The sequence below is a fragment of the Paraburkholderia sp. genome, assembly GCF_035656215.1.
GTDB lineage: Bacteria > Pseudomonadota > Gammaproteobacteria > Burkholderiales > Burkholderiaceae > Paraburkholderia.
Genome location: NZ_DASRSY010000283.1, coordinates 1 through 14,871 on the forward strand (window position 1 = coordinate 1; position 14,871 = coordinate 14,871).

Here is a 14,871-nt window from a genome sequence, read left to right on the forward strand (position 1 = left end):
GGGGATTCTTTCACGCTACTGAGACCGGCTTCGACCCTGACATCACACCGGAGGCGCCCGATGTCACGTCGAGCGATCAGGCCGAGCGCGATATCGTATTCGTGACATCGGAGACGACATTGCGGGCCGTGCTCGATGAGCGGCTGTCGATCGAAGCTGCGTTCGCCCGCGATCTGGTGATGCTGGATGCGGGCGCCGGGCACACGGCGCAGCTTCGCGCTGTGTTGAACGACGCGCTTCCCGCAGAAGGCTCGAGCGCATCGGTTTGGGATGATGTGCCGGTGCCGAAGATCGCCTGATCGTTCAAGGCAGCTGCTTCTGCAATAATGTAACGGTAGGGGCTGCTCAGGCAGCCCCTACTCGACCTTTTCCCACTTCTGTTCGGCTGGTTGAGACCGCGCCGCGATCTGCGGTGAACGCTCAATCTTTGTTCGTCGCCCGTCCAAACGCTGCGAACGCTGTCCCGCTATCGCGTCGACAATCAGACCACCCAGCACGATCCCCGCGCCCAAACCTTGCCACGCCGTCAAATGCTTGCCCAGCCAGACGATATCGACCGCGAGACCCACCATGGGCACGAGCAGTAACAGCATCGAAGTCCGTTGCACACCGAGCTGCTCGATGCCGCGAAACCACAAACCATAAGCAAGGATTGTCGCGGCCACCACGAGATATGCGAGCGCGAGGCCATTACGCAATCCAGCATGCGTGGGTAAAGGTTCGAACCTCAACGTGGCAACAGCGAGAAGCAGGCCACCCGCCAGCAATTGCCAGCCCGTGAACACAAGTAAAGTGTCCGGCCGGTTCCACTTCTTGTACAGAACGATTCCACATCCCATCGAAGCAGACGCACCCAGTCCCGCCAGCACACCAACCGGATTGAGTGCTGCAGGCGACGCACGAACCAGCAGCGCCACACCGACCACACAGAACGCGATCAACAACAAACGTTCAGCGCGCACCGGTTGGCCAAGCAGCGGCCAACTCAGCAAGGCGGCCCAGAACGGCGCGAGGGCCATGAAAATCGTGATCATCCCGCCGGGCAAATGCGAGGCCGAGATGAAGAACAACCCAAACGTCAGAGAAATATTGACTGTACCGAGAATCACAATCCGCCCGAGCCATGCACGCGGCGGCAGTCGGCGGAATAGCGCCAGAATCACGAGACCGGCGCCGAGACTGCGCACCGTCGCGATGAAAAGCGGATGACCGGGCGCGGTTGCTTCGCTTGCCGCCAACGGCATCGTGCCCCATAGCACTGGCGCCAGCGCCGTGATGAACCACCTGAACCTACCCATACCGCATGCTCCGCTTCGTCTCTGGAAGCGAATTTAGCCACGACGAGCGCGATTCGAAGAACGCGCTGCGGTATGCCGGGAATCACCGCATCTGGCTCGGAAAACGTGCTAGCGGGTCGGACCTCGGTGGCCAGCGCTCTGCTTGAGCCAGGCAGCTCAAGCTGCCGGCTCTAGCTGAATCAAGGGCACCCGCTGCGCATCACCCTGTTACCGCGAACCGCCGCTGGCGATCAGGCTTTCACCGGTCATCCAGCGCGAGTCGTCGGAGGCGAGGAACACGGTGACGTCGGCGATATCGTCAGGCTGGCCGATACGGCCAAGCGGTGTCGTGCTGATGGCCCAAGTCTCGAAGTCGGAGCCGATGAAGCCGGCGCCATGCGTGCCTTCCGTTTCCACCATGCCGGGATTCACGGAGTTGACGCGAATCTTGCGCGGGCCGAGTTCACGTGCGAGCACGCCGGTGATGGCGTCCACCGCGCCCTTGGTGGCGGTATAGACCGCGCTGCCCGGCGGCGTGATGCGGCTGACGACCGAACTGACGTTCACGATGCTGCCGCCTTCGCCCAGATGCTTCGCCGCCGCCTGCGTGACCAATAGCAGACCCAACACGTTCACATTGAATTGCTTATGGAAGTGCGCTTCGGTGATCTCTTCGATCGGTGCCATCTCATACACACCGGAATTGTTGACGAGAATGTCGAGGTGGCCATACGTTTCGACTGTCGCATCGATGATGCCTTTCGCGTCGGCTGCCTTGGACACATCGCCCGCAACGGCCACTGCCTTGCCGCCCGCCGCCGTGATCGAGGCGACCACATCGTCCGCGCCCGCCTTGCTGGACGCATAGTTCACCACTACCGACGCGCCCTGCGCAGCCAGTGCCTTGGCAATCGCTGCACCGATGCCTTTCGATGCGCCCGTTACAACCGCAACCTTACCTGTGAGCTTGCTCATGATCGTGTCCTTTTGGATGGAGTTCGCGCCGACGTCGCTATCGCGAAGATTCGCGGGGCTCACGTCGATGAAGCCGGAAATGCAATGGCGCTGTCACAGGACACAATGTAGGCACACAAGCCGCATGGATAAAGCGGCTCAAAACGAATAGATACGTCGGATGAGCCGAACAATCGGAAAGGCGTGCCGGGCGGGACGCACAAGCAACGGTCAGACGATTTCGCGGGGCGCCGCGACGCCTCTCGACGCTTACAGTTTCTTTCTGGCCCCGCATGTACAAATTCGGCGGGGCACGCATCCGCTTACTTCATCGCTTCGATACAAACCCGCCGAAGAACGATTGCGCGTTCGCGTCGAGCGATTCGATGTGATACCCACCTTCCTGCACGATCAAGGTCGGCAGTTTCAGCGCACCGAGTTGGCCGCCGAGTCGGCCGAAGCCTTCGGTCGTCACTGCCACCAACGATTGCGGGTCGTCCTTGTAGATGTCGAAACCCAATGCAACGACCAGCGCATCGGGTTGGAAACGCGCGACCACGCGCAACGCCGCATCCAGTTGTTCGAAGAACACGGCTTCCGACGAACCGTGCGGCATCGGCAGATTGACGTTATAGCCCTCGCCCTTCTGCGCGCCACGTTCATCTTCGAAACCGGCCACCACGGGATAGAAATTCGTAGGATCGCCGTGAATCGACACGTACAACACGTCGTCACGTCCGTAGAAAATCTCCTGAATGCCCTGGCCGTGATGCATGTCGGTATCGAGAATCGCGACGCGCCCATACTTCTGCCGCAGCGCTTGCGCCGCGACCGCCGCATTGTTCAGATAGCAGAAGCCGCCTGCCGCTTCGGCACGCGCATGATGGCCTGGCGGGCGGCATAACGCGTACGCTTCACCCGCACCGTCGAGAATCGCGTGCGCGCCGGCCAACGCGCTTTGCGCGGACCAGTAAGCGGATTCGTAGGTATTCGCGCCGACCGGGCAACTGCCATCGGCGAGATAGCGCGCCGCTTGCGCAAGCACGCCGCGCAAAGGATTGTTCTCGCGGATGTAAATGTTCGACATCACCTCGTCGCCCCATTCCGCGGGAATCTTCTTCCACTCGCGGTGCGCTTCTTCGAGGAAGCGCAGATAGTTCATCCCGTGCACGTCGGCGAGCGGCGCCGCGCCGAAATCCGCCGGTTCACGTACGTCGAAGCCGAGCTTCTTCGCGGCTTCAACGAGCCGCAACGCGCGCTCGGGCACTTCCTGCGGCGAGCGCATCTGGCCACGCGACAGATAGCTGCGCGGATGATGCTTCAACTGTGCCGGATGAAAAAACGTCTGCATATTCCAGTTCCTTTTGCTTCAGGCGTATTCAGCTGTACTCAGGCGTAAGCCGGTGCGGCCACTTTCGCGCGCGCCAGCACCGCATTGATCAACACATTCGCACCGGCAGTCACGTCGGCGGGCAATGCATCTTCGGCTTCATTGTGCGAGAGGCCGTCGACACACGGGATAAACACCATCGCGGTCGGCACATGCCTTGCCAGGTGAATCGCATCATGCCCCGCACCGCTGACGATACGCTCATAGGCGTAGCCGAGTTGCTGCGTCGCCTCTTCGACCAGTGCGACACAGCCGTCATCGAACGGTGTGGCCGGACTTTTCCAGTAAGTCGAGATTGCAGTTTGCAAACCGCGTTGCGTGGCGATTTGCTCGAATGCGACGCGCACATCGCGCTCCATGGCGTCGATCTGTGCATCGTCTGGATGACGAAGATCGACGGTGAACGTCACTTTTCCGGCGATCGTATTGCGCGAAGAATTCGGCACGTCGATCTGGCCGATCGTGACCAATCCCGAAGGCGCGTAGCGCTGGGCGATGGCTTCGAGCTCGAACGCCATTGCCGAGGCTGCAAAGAAAGCATCTTTTCTATAAGGCATCGGCGTGGTGCCCGCGTGCGCCGCGACACCGATCACTTCGACGTCGAGCCAGCGAATTGCCTGACCACCGGTGACGACGCCGATCGGATGTCCGTGGCTTTCGAGAATCGGCCCTTGTTCGATATGCGCTTCAAAATAGGCTTCAACCTGACTCGCATCCAGATGACGTGCGTTTTCATAACCACACGCTTTGAGCGCATCGGCGAGCGTCACGCCTTGCGCATCTTGCGTGTCCAATGCAGCTTGCAAGGGTGTAGCGCCGACGAACACCGCGGAGCCGAGCATCGCAGGCGTGAAGCGCGCGCCTTCCTCATTGGTCCACGAGACGATTTCAATCGGATGATCCGTCTGGATGTTCTGATCGTTCAGACTCCGAATCACTTCCAGCGCTGCCAGCACGCCGTACACGCCATCGAAACGGCCGCCTTCCGGCTGTGTGTCGAGATGGCTGCCGATCAACACAGGCTTCGCGTCAGCATGCGTTCCTTCGCGGCGTGCAAACAGATTGCCCACTTCGTCCGTATGCACCGTCATGCCCGCCTGCCTGCACCAACCGGCGAATAACTCACGCCCGCGGCGGTCTTCTTCCGTCAACGCCAGACGCCGGACGCCACCACGCGCGGTCGCGCCCACCTGCGCCATCTCCATCAGGCTCGCCCAAAGGCGCTTTCCATCGACATTCAACATCTTTGATTTCCCTTTGATTCAACGTGCCGGTAGTGCTTCAGGTGCATCGGCACGACGGTGTTTCAACGCATCCAGTGCGACGATGCACGACAACGAGATGCCCGCGAGGCATGTGTAAAACACCGCAAGCGGCCACCATTGGCCAACGAATTTGTGGGCGAGCCATGTCCCTGCCAGCGGCGTCAAACCACCCGCGATCGCACCGCACACCTGATACGACAGCGAGATCGCGGAATAGCGCACACGCACCGGAAACACGCCGCTGACAAAGCCCGCAATCACCGAATAGAAGCTCGCCATACACACCACTGCAAGCGCGATGCCGACAATCATCGACAGTCGGCTGCCGCTTTGCACGAGCGTGAACATCGGATACGGCGAGAGCATCGCGGCAAACGCGGCGAGCTTCAGGAAGCGCGCACCGCCAATCTTTTCAGCAAGCCATGCGGCCAACGGCTGCGCCAGAAACTGGATGATGGCGACCGCGAACAGGCAATCGAGAATCAGCGATTTCGACACGCCGATGTTTTGCGTGGTGTACGAAATCATGAAGGTATTGGTGAAATACACACCCGCAATACCGATCGTGTTCGCGCCGATGCACAGCGTAACGAGCGCGCCGGAGGAACGGAACACTTCGGCAATCGGCAGCTCGACGGTACGCTTCGCCTCTTTCTCGCGCAGGAATTCCGGCGATTCGTTCACCCCCAAGCGGATAAAGATGCCGACCGCGAGCAGCACCGCGCTAGCCAGAAACGGCAGGCGCCAGCCATATGCAATGAAATCGTCGTGCGGCATCGACGTGACCGCGCGAAATGCGATCAACGAGAGAATCAGTCCGGCCGGGCTGCCCAGTTGCGCGAACGAGGCGAAGAAGGTGCGCCGCCCTTTCGGCGCATGTTCGCCAGCCATCAGCACGGCGCCGCCCCACTCGCCGCCCACGGCCACGCCTTGCACCACACGCAGCAACACCAGCAGCACGGGCGCGAGTACGCCGACCTTCGTATAAGCCGGCAACAAGCCCACGCATACGGTCGCGACGCCCATCATCATCAGCGTGGTCATCAGCGCCTTCTTGCGGCCGATGCGGTCGCCCAGGTGGCCGAAGATCACGCCGCCGAGCGGCCGCGCAAAGAAGCCGACTGCGAAGGTCGCGAACGACGCCATCGTGCTGACAAACGGATCGTGCGAGGGAAAGTACAACTCGCCGAACACCAGCGCGGCGGCGGTGGCGTAGATGTAAAAGTCATACCACTCGATCATCGTGCCGATGAAAGCGGCGCTTGCCGCTCGCACGGGCTGACGGGTGGCTTGGATTGAAGCGTTCATGGCGGCTCCTCAGTCGCGATTCCTGAGATCAGGGCATCTTGTGAGGTGTTTTATCGCCAGCCATAAAACATTAGTCAAATTTCGGTTTATTATCTCAACTATAAATCTAGCTAATGTATAGGGCAATTCGATGACCCAACTACGCGCGGACGTCACGCGTTTTTTGAATGACAGGCTCGACTGGAACCTGCTGCGCACCTTCCTCGCGATCATGCAGGAGCGCAGCGTGAGCCGTGCCGCGGCCCGTTTGCATCTGACGCAACCCGCGGTCAGCCAGGCGCTCAAGCGGCTCGAAGACACGCTCGGGCGCAACCTGATCCAGCGCCGCGGCCCGCACTTCGAACCGACCCGCGCCGGCGAGGAGGTGTACCGGATCGCCAGCGATATTTACGGTCACATGTCGCGGCTGGAAACCGAGCTCGACGACCGTAGCGACGACATCACTGGGTCGATCCGGCTGCTCACGGTGAGCCGGATCGACTCCGGCGTCTACGACGAATTTCTCGCGGAATTCCACAAGACCTATCCGCGCGTGGACTTGCATATCGAAGTGATGCGCTCGTCGGACATCATTTCGTCGTTACTGCAAAAGACGGCCACTGCCGGCCTCGGTCTATGCCGAACACCCGTCGATAAACTCGAGCAACGCTGTTTTCTGCGGCAACGGTATGCGCTTTTTTGCGGGCGGCATCATCGGCTATTCGGGCGGCATGCCCTCTCGATCGATCAGTTACTGGCTGAAAACTTCGTGTCGTTCACCAGCGACCAGATCGGCGACAGCCTCTCGCCGCTCACCGTGTTTCGCGATCAACGCGGCTTCACCGGACGCATCGTGGCGGCCTCGCCGAGCCTCGACGAAGTGCGCCGGCTGATCTTCGCCGGATATGGCATCGGCTGCCTGCCCGAGCACATTGTGCGCGACGATCTCGCGCAGCAACGGCTGTGGCGCCTGCCGCCCGAAGAGGGACTGGTGGATGTCGATATCGATCTGCTGTGGTTGCGCGCCCGCAAGATGAACGCCGCCGAACAGGCGTTTCTCGACGGCATGGAGCGCACGATGCAACGTTACGCGCTGCCCGAGCGGCTTGCGCCGCGTTGATTGAGAATCGGCCGGAGAGTCGCTGATTTCAGCGCTTACGTATGAGCGCAATCTGCGCCGCCACGCTTGCCAGCACGGCCAACGCCCCAAGCGTATCCAGAATAGTCGGCCACACGGTCCAGCCCTCCTTCATACACGGCACAATTCTCTATCAAACGAACGCACGCGCCAGCAACTGAATGCCCAGGCCGAGCAAACAGACAAAGAACCAGCGGCGGAACGTCTCCGGACTGATACGCCCTCGCACCCGCTGCCCGATCACCATGCCGATCAGGGCGGGCACCACGGCGAACAGGGATTCGCCCAGATCGCCGACGGCAAACGCGTGCTCCCGTGCCAGCCCGATCGCGAGCGCAATGGTGGAGACCGTGAACGAGAGACCGAGCGCCTGAACCAGATCCTCTTTCTTTAACGAAAGTCCCTGAAGATAAGGCACCGCCGGGATGACGAACACGCCCGTGCCGCCGGTAATCAGGCCGGTGAGTCCGCCGATCGCCGGCGACAGCCAGCGCTCATGCCGTGCCGGAACCGAGACGCGCCACGCCATCAATCCGGCCACGGCATAGAGCGCCAATGCAGCGCCCAAACCCACCACCGCCCATTCCCCGCCTCCACCGGCAATTAAGGACGCAGCCGCGACCGTCCCGGCGACAATGCCGACCATCATCAGCCACAAACGCTTGACCAGCAGTCGCACGCTGGAGCCCGCGAACAGTTGCCAGACGTTCGTAACGAAGGACGGCAGCAGCAACATTGCCGCAGCCTGCGCCGGCAGCATCAGCGTGCCGAGCACGCCCATGGCGACCGTCGGCAGGCCCATGCCGGTCACGCCTTTGACGAAGCCGGCCACGACGAACGTCGCGGCAACCACACCCACACGCATAGCAAAAGAAGAGATCATCGGGATGTCAGTCTGGGAGCGATGCATGTGATTTTCAATCGACGCGAGGTCGCCCACAATGCGTAAGATACGTACCGTGACTTAGGCTATGACTAAGGCTGAAACTGAAATTCAGCCGTTGCGGCAACCACAACTCAAATCCGACTCCATGCGCTTCGACCTGATCGACCTCCGCCTTTTCCTGCACATCATCGAAACCGGCAGCATCACGCAAGGCGCGGCATGCGCGAACATGTCGCTGCCGTCAGCCAGCGCACGTTTGCGCGGCATGGAAGAAGCATTGGGCGTGCCCTTGCTGGAGCGCGGCCGGCGCGGCGTGGAGTCCACGGCGACAGGCGATACGCTTGCGCATCATGCGAGACTCGTGCTCGGCCAGATCGACCGGATGCAAGGCGAGCTCGGTGAACATCAGGCCGGGCGCAAAGCCTGCGTCCGTCTGTGGACCAATACCGCCGCGATCACCGAGTTTTTGCCCTCCACCATCGGCGTGTTTTTGCGCGATCACCCGAACGTGCAGATCGATCTGAAGGAGCGGCAAAGTACCGAAACGGTGAAAGCGGTGCTGGCCGGCGCGGCGGAGATCGGCATCATTTCGGATGCCGTCGAACACGGCACGTTGCAGACGCTGCCCTTTGCCGTCGACAAACTCGTCCTGGTCACGAGCCGCGACGACGCGCTGGGCGCACGCCGCCGCATCACGCTTGCCGAAGTGGCCGAGCGTGAATTCATCGGCTTGAGCACGAGCAGCGCGTTGCACGCCTACCTCGGCGAACGCGCACTGCTATCGGGGCAACCGCTCAGCGTCCGTGCCCACATGCGAACCTTCGACAGCGTCTGCTGCATGGTCGAACAAGGCGCGGGCATCGCCATCGTGCCGGCCACGGCCGCGAAACGCTATCGCGGCACACCGGGCATTCGCACCATTGAACTGACGGACAGTTGGGCCACGCGTCAGTTACTGATCTGCATGCGCGACCTGAACGCGTTGAAGCGGTCGGAGAAAGCGCTGGTGCGGCATCTGGCCGGTGTCCAGGGATGACGAGGGTACGCGGCCGGCACCCTATTATCAGTGAAATTTATTTCATAACCGATTTTTAATCGATTTGCCTGATTGCCGGCTGTTTCTTATCCTTGACGCACAACCGGACGCCGCGCAATGCATGTGGCGTCCGCTCTGCTCCTCTCTGTCCTTTTTGCCGGCAAGATCATGGAAAGAACCACCTTCAGCGTACGCGTCGACAGCGTGCGTGACGAAGCGCACGGCGTGCGCTCGTTCAGCGTATCGCGTCTGGACGGACAACCCTTCGAGCGCTACGAACCCGGTGCGCATATCGACGTCACCGGACCCTCGGGCGTCACGCGGCAATATTCTTTGTGCGGCGACCCCGATCATCGTGAAGCGCACCTGTTTGCCGTCAAGCGTGAAGACGCGTCGCGCGGCGGCTCACGCTCGCTGCATGACGACGTGACCGCCGGCTGCGAATTGACGATCGGCGCGCCGCGCAATCTGTTCCAACTCGCGTCCGGCGCGAGCGAACACATTCTGATTGCGGCAGGCATCGGCGTCACGCCTCTATTGAGCATGGCGTACCGGTTGCTCAAGCAGGAGCAGCGCTTCGTGTTGCACTATTTCGCGCGCAGTGTGGAGCACGCGGCGTTCTTGCCGTTGCTGTCGCGCGCACCGTTCAGTGACTACGTGCGGCTTCATTTAGGCGTCGGGAGAGAACAACTCGATACAGTGCTGGCCGACTGCGTGGCCAATGCGCGTGAGGGTTCGCACATTTATACCTGTGGCCCGGGACCCTTCATGGAGCGCGTGGTGGCGATCGGCGAAACGCGCGTGGCTGCCGAGGCGATTCACCTTGAACGCTTCGCCGCCGAGCCCGCTTCGGCGGCTAGTAGTGAATCGGACGCGCTCGATGCATTCGACGTGCAGATCGCCAGCAGCGGCGCTACCGTCCACGTCGATAAAAATACGACGATCGTCGCGGCGCTGGCGTCGATCGGCATCGAAGTCGATACGTCATGTGGTGAAGGCGTATGCGGGACCTGTATGGTCGACGTGGTGAGCGGCACACCAGAGCATCGCGATCATTGCCTGAGTAAGGCGGAAAGGGCTAGCGGCAACGTGATCTGCTGCTGTGTCTCGCGCGCCACGTCACCGCTGCTGGTGCTCGATCTTTAAGACCCTTTAATGCAGGCCAGGTGCTGCATTCGCAGCACCTTCTTCCTTTGGCCCTTACCGGTCGTCGTCGCGAATCGACGATGCATGCCGGCACAGCGCGCGCACTTCAACATCCATATATGGAAACAGCGGCAACTGGCTCAGCACGTCGTGCAGATGCGCGGGGCTTTCCACGTCGAACACGCTGATATTCGCGTAGCGGCCGGCGATGCGCCACAGGTGCCGCCATACGCCCTCCTGCTGCAGCTTCTGCGACATCGCTTTCTCATCGGACTTCAGACGCGCGGCGCGTTCCGCATCCATCTCGGGCGGCAGGTTGACGGTCATCTCAACGTGAAACAGCATGCTTGCTCTCCTTCTCTGATCGGAAATAAAAAACCCTGACTAGCCGGAAAACTACGCCGCGCAGCCAGGGTCGATAGATTCATGCAGTACGTCTATGCCTTTCAGGCGCCGAAGCCTCAGGCTTCGGCGCGCACGCGCTCCACTTCCGCGCCCGGCAGGTTGTCGCGCTCCTTGAACAGCGTGAAGTCGAAGTCGATCAGCGCGAACTTGCCCTCCACGCCATAGGGCTTGCCTTCCGCACCCTCAGCCTGTTTGACGGCCGGCACGAGGCCGTCGCGCGTGGCGAACGCGAAGTCGTCCCACAGATACGGATCGCCGTCGATGTTGATCTGCGTGGTCAGCTTGCGACAGCCCGGCGCCGAAATAAAGAAGTGAATATGCGCGGGACGATGCCCATGACGGCCCAACTGATCGAGCAACAACTGCGTCTGCCCTTGCGGGGGCACCGAGTAACCCACCGGCACCACGCTGCGGAAACTGTACTTGCCTTCGGCATCCGTGCGAATCGAGCGGCGCAGATTGAAGGCCGGCTGCGACTTGTCGAAGTACGAGTAATTGCCCAAGTGATTCGCGTGCCACACTTCAACCAGCGCATTGGCGAGCGGCTTGCCGTCTTCGGCAAACACGCGGCCACGCATCACCAGCGTCTGACCGGGATCGGTGCCGTCATCGAGTCGTGCATGCCCATCGGACGCGGGTGCGCCCGCCACATACAACGGGCCTTCGATGGTGCGCGGCGTGCCGCCTTCGATCCCGGCCTTGGCTTCCGCTTCGTCCATACGCAGATCGAGAAAATGCTCGAAGCCGAGGCCCGCGGCCAACAGACCGAGCTCTCCGCTCTTGCCCGCATCGCCGAGATAATTCAGCGCGGTCCAGAATTCGGCCGGTTGCACGTCGAGGTCTTCGATCGTGTAGAACAGATCGCGCACGATGCGGTTGACGATCTGCTTCGTGCGCGGATTGCCTTCACGGGTGGCGCTGTCGTTGATTTTCTGCAGCAGCGCGTCGATGGCTTGCTTGTTCATGGGGTATCTCCTTCGTTTAATGATCTTGGCGGCTAGCGGATGAACCGTCAGTTCGTGGTGACGCTTGCGCCCTTGCGCGTATCGCGCCGCAAGCGGTCGATCTTGTCCCAGTCGAGCGTGATGCCGAGACCGGTCCCTTGTGGAAGATGCAAAGCAAAATTCTCGTAACGCAACGGTTCGGTGAGAATCTCTTCGGTCAGCAGCAACGGCCCGAACAGTTCAGTGCCCCACTTCAGTTCGTCGAAGGTACTAAAGAGTTGCGCCGAGGCGATCGTGCCCACTGCGCCTTCGAGCATCGTGCCACCATACAGGTCGATGTTCGCGGCGAGCGCGATCGCCGCCACACTCGCGGCGCCAGTCAGACCACCCGATTGCGCGATCTTTACGGCGAAGACATCGGCCGCACGCGTGCTGGCGATGGCGAATGCATCGGCCGGCCCGTGCAATGCTTCGTCCGCCATGATCGGCACCTGAGCGAGATCGGTCAGACGTTTGAGGCCCGCGCGATTTTCCGCTGCGATTGGCTGCTCGATCAGCGCAATACCGGCGTCGGCGAAACGCTTGCCGGCCCAGATCGCTTCGGATTCGGTCCACGCCTGGTTCACGTCGACCCGCACTTCACCGCGTCCTTCCAGCGCTTTCTGAATGGCCACAACGTGCGCAACGTCGTCGGCAACCGCGCGCGAGCCGATCTTCAGCTTGAACACGCGATGCCGCTTCGCTTCGAAAACGCGCTCGGCTTCGTCGATATCGCGGGTCGTGTCGCCGCTTGCGAGGGTCCACGCCACGTCCACCGAATCGCGTACGCGGCCGCCGAACAGCTCCGACAAAGGCACACCAAGGCGCTGCGCCTGTGCATCGAACAAAGCAGTTTCAACCGCGGATTTCGCAAAGCGGTTACCCTGAAAGAGTGCGCGCAGCTTCGCCATCGCCGCACCTGGACGGGTCGCGTCCATGTCTTTGAGCAGCGGCGCGAAGTACGTATCGATGTTGACCTTGATACTTTCCGGGCTTTCCTCGCCGTATGCGAGGCCGCCGATGGTCGTGCCCTCGCCCACGCCGACCACGCCGTCTGCGCAGCGAATGCGCACCAGCACGAGCGTCTGGCAGTTCATCGTTGCGACCGAAAGCCGGTGCGGGCGAATCGTCGGTACGTCGACAAGAATCGTCTCCACGCTCTCGATCTTCACGGGTGTTGCTATCATTCGTTGCCCTCCTGAACTGCTTTCCTGAGAGCACCATAGTAGAAACAACCCGCGAAGCAGTCCAACACCCATTCCGACTACTTCCATACCTTAGGGGTATGCATGGAACTTCGCCAACTCCGCTATTTCATCGCGGTCGCCGAAGAAATGAACATCACGCGGGCCGCCAATCGCCTGCATATGACGCAGCCACCGCTCAGCCGCCAGATCCAGCAGATCGAGGAAAGCATCGGCTTGCCGTTGTTCGAACGCGGCTCGCGACCGCTGCGGCTGACTGAGGCCGGCCGCATTTTCTATGCGCAGGCCAGGCGCCTGATCGACGAAGCCGACGAACTCGCTCCGCTCACGCGACGCCTCGCGCAGCTCGCCGAGCGCATTGTGATCGGCTTCGTGCCCTCGACGCTCTACGGCGCGCTGCCCGCGGTGATCCGCGCGTTTCGCGAGGCGGCGCCACACATCGAGTTGTCGCTGATTGAAATGTTCACGATCGAGCAGCTCGGCGCCCTCAAAGGCGGCCGTATCGATGTCGGCTTCGGCCGCTTGCGCTTCGACGATGCGCAACTGGCGCGCGAAGTGCTCGTCGAAGAACGGATGATTGCCGCACTGCCGCAAGACCATCCGCTCGCACGCCAGAAGAAGCCGTTGACGCTTGCCGCGCTCGCGCAGGAAACGCTGATCGTCTATCCGAGCACGCCGCGACCGAGCTATGCGGACCAGCAACTATCGGCGATGCACGATCACGCGCTGGAGCCCAAGGCAATTCATGAAGTGAGGGAATTGCAAACCGCGCTGGGGTTGGTTGCGGCGCAAGTGGGTGTGTGTCTCGTGCCGGAAAGCGTCGAGGGTTTGCGCGCGCATGGCGTGGTGTACCGGCCGGTTCCGGCGGCCAATATCGCGTCGCCGATTATCATGAGCCGCCGCCTGCAGGATGAATCGCCGACTACTACTCTGTTGTGTTCGCTCGCGCGGGAGTTGTTCAAACGGGTTTGAAGCTTCAACGCTCGTCAAACCGCCGCACGATATCGGCCATCAGATTGCGCAACCACACGTTGCCCTCGTCCTGATCGAAATGCTCATGCCAATGCATGGTGACTGCCGCCATCGGCAACGTGACAGGCAACTCATAGAGCTGAAAGCCGCCATTCCGATTGAAAATCTGTGCAAGACGCCGCGGCAGCGTCGCGAACAGATCGGTCACGGCCAGCACGCTCGGCAAGGCCACGAAATGCGGTAATTCCAGCGCAATATGGCGGCCCACTCCTTGCGCGCGAAACGCGTCGTCGAGCGCGTAGTGGCTGTGTTCGACCGACGTGATCTGCACGTGCGACGCATCCAGAAACGTCTTCATGCTCAGCTCTTTTGTGCGCGGCAAGCCGCGCCGCTTGCGTGTCATGCAAACGTAAGTCTCTTCGAACAAGGGTTGATGACGCGTGCGCGCGGTCAGCGTCGGCAGATTGCCAATTGCAAAATCGAGCCGGCTCCCGCGCAACGCATCTTCGATTTCTTCTACCGGCAGAGGCTCGATGCGCAATTTCACGCGCGGCGCCTGCCGATGCAACGCCTCGCAAATCGGCGGCAGGTAGGCTAGTTCGCCCGCATCGGACAGCGATAGCCGGAACGTGCGCGTGCTCACCGCCGGATCGAAGTGCTCCGCGTAACGCAGCGCCTCACGCACCGTATCCAGCGCCCGCGCGACGATGCCCGACAGTTCGAGCGCAATCGGCGTGGGCTGCATGCCGGCACGCGTGCGAATGAACAGCGGATCGTCGAACAGCGTCCGCAAGCGCCCCAGCGAATAACTGATCGCAGGCTGTGACAGCGCAAGCCGCAGGCCGGCCCGCGTGAGGCTGCGCTCCTCGACGATTGCCTGGAAAACGCGCAGCAGATTGAGGTCGACGTGATCCAGCGAATTCATCG

General features: G+C 61.4%; 14 protein-coding genes and 1 pseudogene. 5 read left to right on the forward strand and 10 right to left on the reverse strand.

Features of this window, described 5'->3' with window-relative positions; genetic code table 11:
* Positions 1-299: pseudogene (locus VFE81_RS15860) on the forward strand (hypothetical protein); the annotation flags it as partial.
* A gap of 57 nt (positions 300-356) precedes the next feature.
* On the opposite strand, the gene VFE81_RS15865 reads toward VFE81_RS15860, so the two are convergent.
* The 5 genes from VFE81_RS15865 to VFE81_RS15885 all read right to left on the reverse strand — a co-directional run bounded on the left by VFE81_RS15865 (position 357) and on the right by VFE81_RS15885 (position 6,194).
* Positions 357-1,298 (reverse strand): DMT family transporter, encoded by a 942-nt coding sequence (locus tag VFE81_RS15865; RefSeq protein WP_325045510.1) that lies wholly within the window; start codon positions 1,296-1,298, stop codon positions 357-359.
* 207 nt (positions 1,299-1,505) lie between these two features.
* On the reverse strand, positions 1,506-2,252 hold the full coding sequence (locus VFE81_RS15870; RefSeq protein WP_325045511.1) for a glucose 1-dehydrogenase: 747 nt from the start codon (positions 2,250-2,252) through the stop codon (positions 1,506-1,508).
* Positions 2,253-2,559: 307 nt separating this feature from the next.
* Positions 2,560-3,582, reverse strand: coding sequence for a histone deacetylase family protein (locus VFE81_RS15875; RefSeq protein ID WP_325045512.1), 1,023 nt, complete (start codon positions 3,580-3,582; stop codon positions 2,560-2,562).
* Between the two features lie 38 nt (positions 3,583-3,620).
* Positions 3,621-4,865, reverse strand: coding sequence for a Zn-dependent hydrolase (locus VFE81_RS15880; RefSeq protein WP_325045513.1), 1,245 nt, complete (start codon positions 4,863-4,865; stop codon positions 3,621-3,623).
* Positions 4,866-4,883: 18 nt separating this feature from the next.
* The gene (locus VFE81_RS15885; RefSeq protein ID WP_325045514.1) at positions 4,884-6,194 is read right to left on the reverse strand and encodes an MFS transporter; all 1,311 of its coding nucleotides are present in this window, start codon (positions 6,192-6,194) and stop codon (positions 4,884-4,886) included.
* 130 nt (positions 6,195-6,324) lie between these two features.
* Here VFE81_RS15885 and VFE81_RS15890 point away from each other — a divergent pair, with 130 nt between their 5' ends.
* The gene (locus tag VFE81_RS15890) at positions 6,325-7,293 is read left to right on the forward strand and encodes a LysR family transcriptional regulator (protein ID WP_325045515.1); all 969 of its coding nucleotides are present in this window, start codon (positions 6,325-6,327) and stop codon (positions 7,291-7,293) included.
* 151 nt (positions 7,294-7,444) lie between these two features.
* Here the strand turns inward: VFE81_RS15890 and VFE81_RS15895 are convergent, their stop codons facing one another.
* Positions 7,445-8,176, reverse strand: a complete 732-nt coding sequence (locus VFE81_RS15895) for a sulfite exporter TauE/SafE family protein (RefSeq protein ID WP_325045536.1) — start codon at positions 8,174-8,176, stop codon at positions 7,445-7,447.
* A 166-nt stretch (positions 8,177-8,342) separates the two neighbouring features.
* On the opposite strand from VFE81_RS15895, the gene VFE81_RS15900 reads away from it, so the two are divergent.
* Positions 8,343-9,233, forward strand: a complete 891-nt coding sequence (locus tag VFE81_RS15900; RefSeq protein WP_325045537.1) for a LysR family transcriptional regulator — start codon at positions 8,343-8,345, stop codon at positions 9,231-9,233.
* A gap of 168 nt (positions 9,234-9,401) precedes the next feature.
* Positions 9,402-10,379, forward strand: a complete 978-nt coding sequence (locus VFE81_RS15905; protein ID WP_325045516.1) for a PDR/VanB family oxidoreductase — start codon at positions 9,402-9,404, stop codon at positions 10,377-10,379.
* A 54-nt stretch (positions 10,380-10,433) separates the two neighbouring features.
* Here the strand turns inward: VFE81_RS15905 and catC are convergent, their stop codons facing one another.
* The 3 genes from catC to catB2 all read right to left on the reverse strand — a co-directional run bounded on the left by catC (position 10,434) and on the right by catB2 (position 12,954).
* Positions 10,434-10,724, reverse strand: coding sequence for a muconolactone Delta-isomerase (gene catC / locus VFE81_RS15910; protein WP_325045517.1), 291 nt, complete (start codon positions 10,722-10,724; stop codon positions 10,434-10,436).
* Positions 10,725-10,840: 116 nt separating this feature from the next.
* A complete protein-coding gene (catA, locus tag VFE81_RS15915; RefSeq protein ID WP_325045518.1) occupies positions 10,841-11,749 on the reverse strand; it encodes a catechol 1,2-dioxygenase in 909 nt (302 codons plus the stop codon).
* 47 nt (positions 11,750-11,796) lie between these two features.
* A complete protein-coding gene (gene catB2 / locus VFE81_RS15920; RefSeq protein WP_325045519.1) occupies positions 11,797-12,954 on the reverse strand; it encodes a muconate cycloisomerase CatB2 in 1,158 nt (385 codons plus the stop codon).
* Positions 12,955-13,056: 102 nt separating this feature from the next.
* Between catB2 and VFE81_RS15925 the strand changes: the two genes are divergently transcribed.
* Positions 13,057-13,944 (forward strand): LysR family transcriptional regulator, encoded by an 888-nt coding sequence (locus tag VFE81_RS15925; RefSeq protein ID WP_325045520.1) that lies wholly within the window; start codon positions 13,057-13,059, stop codon positions 13,942-13,944.
* Positions 13,945-13,948: 4 nt separating this feature from the next.
* Here VFE81_RS15925 and VFE81_RS15930 read toward each other — a convergent pair whose 3' ends face one another.
* Positions 13,949-14,869, reverse strand: a complete 921-nt coding sequence (locus VFE81_RS15930) for a LysR family transcriptional regulator (RefSeq protein WP_325045538.1) — start codon at positions 14,867-14,869, stop codon at positions 13,949-13,951.
* Positions 14,870-14,871: the final 2 nt, after the last annotated feature.

What these genes read in the sequence shown, in the direction of transcription:
- catB2 (WP_325045519.1), bottom strand. Translation starts at nt 12,954, where the DNA reads ATGATAGCAACACCCGTGAAGATCGAGAGCGTGGAGACGATTCTTGTC.
- VFE81_RS15900 (WP_325045537.1), top strand. Translation starts at nt 8,343, where the DNA reads ATGCGCTTCGACCTGATCGACCTCCGCCTTTTCCTGCACATCATCGAA.
- VFE81_RS15885 (WP_325045514.1), bottom strand. Translation starts at nt 6,194, where the DNA reads ATGAACGCTTCAATCCAAGCCACCCGTCAGCCCGTGCGAGCGGCAAGC.
- VFE81_RS15895 (WP_325045536.1), bottom strand. Translation starts at nt 8,176, where the DNA reads ATGCGTGTGGGTGTGGTTGCCGCGACGTTCGTCGTGGCCGGCTTCGTC.
- VFE81_RS15870 (WP_325045511.1), bottom strand. Translation starts at nt 2,252, where the DNA reads ATGAGCAAGCTCACAGGTAAGGTTGCGGTTGTAACGGGCGCATCGAAA.
- catA (WP_325045518.1), bottom strand. Translation starts at nt 11,749, where the DNA reads ATGAACAAGCAAGCCATCGACGCGCTGCTGCAGAAAATCAACGACAGC.
- catC (WP_325045517.1), bottom strand. Translation starts at nt 10,724, where the DNA reads ATGCTGTTTCACGTTGAGATGACCGTCAACCTGCCGCCCGAGATGGAT.
- VFE81_RS15880 (WP_325045513.1), bottom strand. Translation starts at nt 4,865, where the DNA reads ATGTTGAATGTCGATGGAAAGCGCCTTTGGGCGAGCCTGATGGAGATG.
- VFE81_RS15875 (WP_325045512.1), bottom strand. Translation starts at nt 3,582, where the DNA reads ATGCAGACGTTTTTTCATCCGGCACAGTTGAAGCATCATCCGCGCAGC.
- VFE81_RS15905 (WP_325045516.1), top strand. Translation starts at nt 9,402, where the DNA reads ATGGAAAGAACCACCTTCAGCGTACGCGTCGACAGCGTGCGTGACGAA.
- VFE81_RS15890 (WP_325045515.1), top strand. Translation starts at nt 6,325, where the DNA reads ATGACCCAACTACGCGCGGACGTCACGCGTTTTTTGAATGACAGGCTC.
- VFE81_RS15925 (WP_325045520.1), top strand. Translation starts at nt 13,057, where the DNA reads ATGGAACTTCGCCAACTCCGCTATTTCATCGCGGTCGCCGAAGAAATG.
- VFE81_RS15930 (WP_325045538.1), bottom strand. Translation starts at nt 14,869, where the DNA reads ATGAATTCGCTGGATCACGTCGACCTCAATCTGCTGCGCGTTTTCCAG.
- VFE81_RS15865 (WP_325045510.1), bottom strand. Translation starts at nt 1,298, where the DNA reads ATGGGTAGGTTCAGGTGGTTCATCACGGCGCTGGCGCCAGTGCTATGG.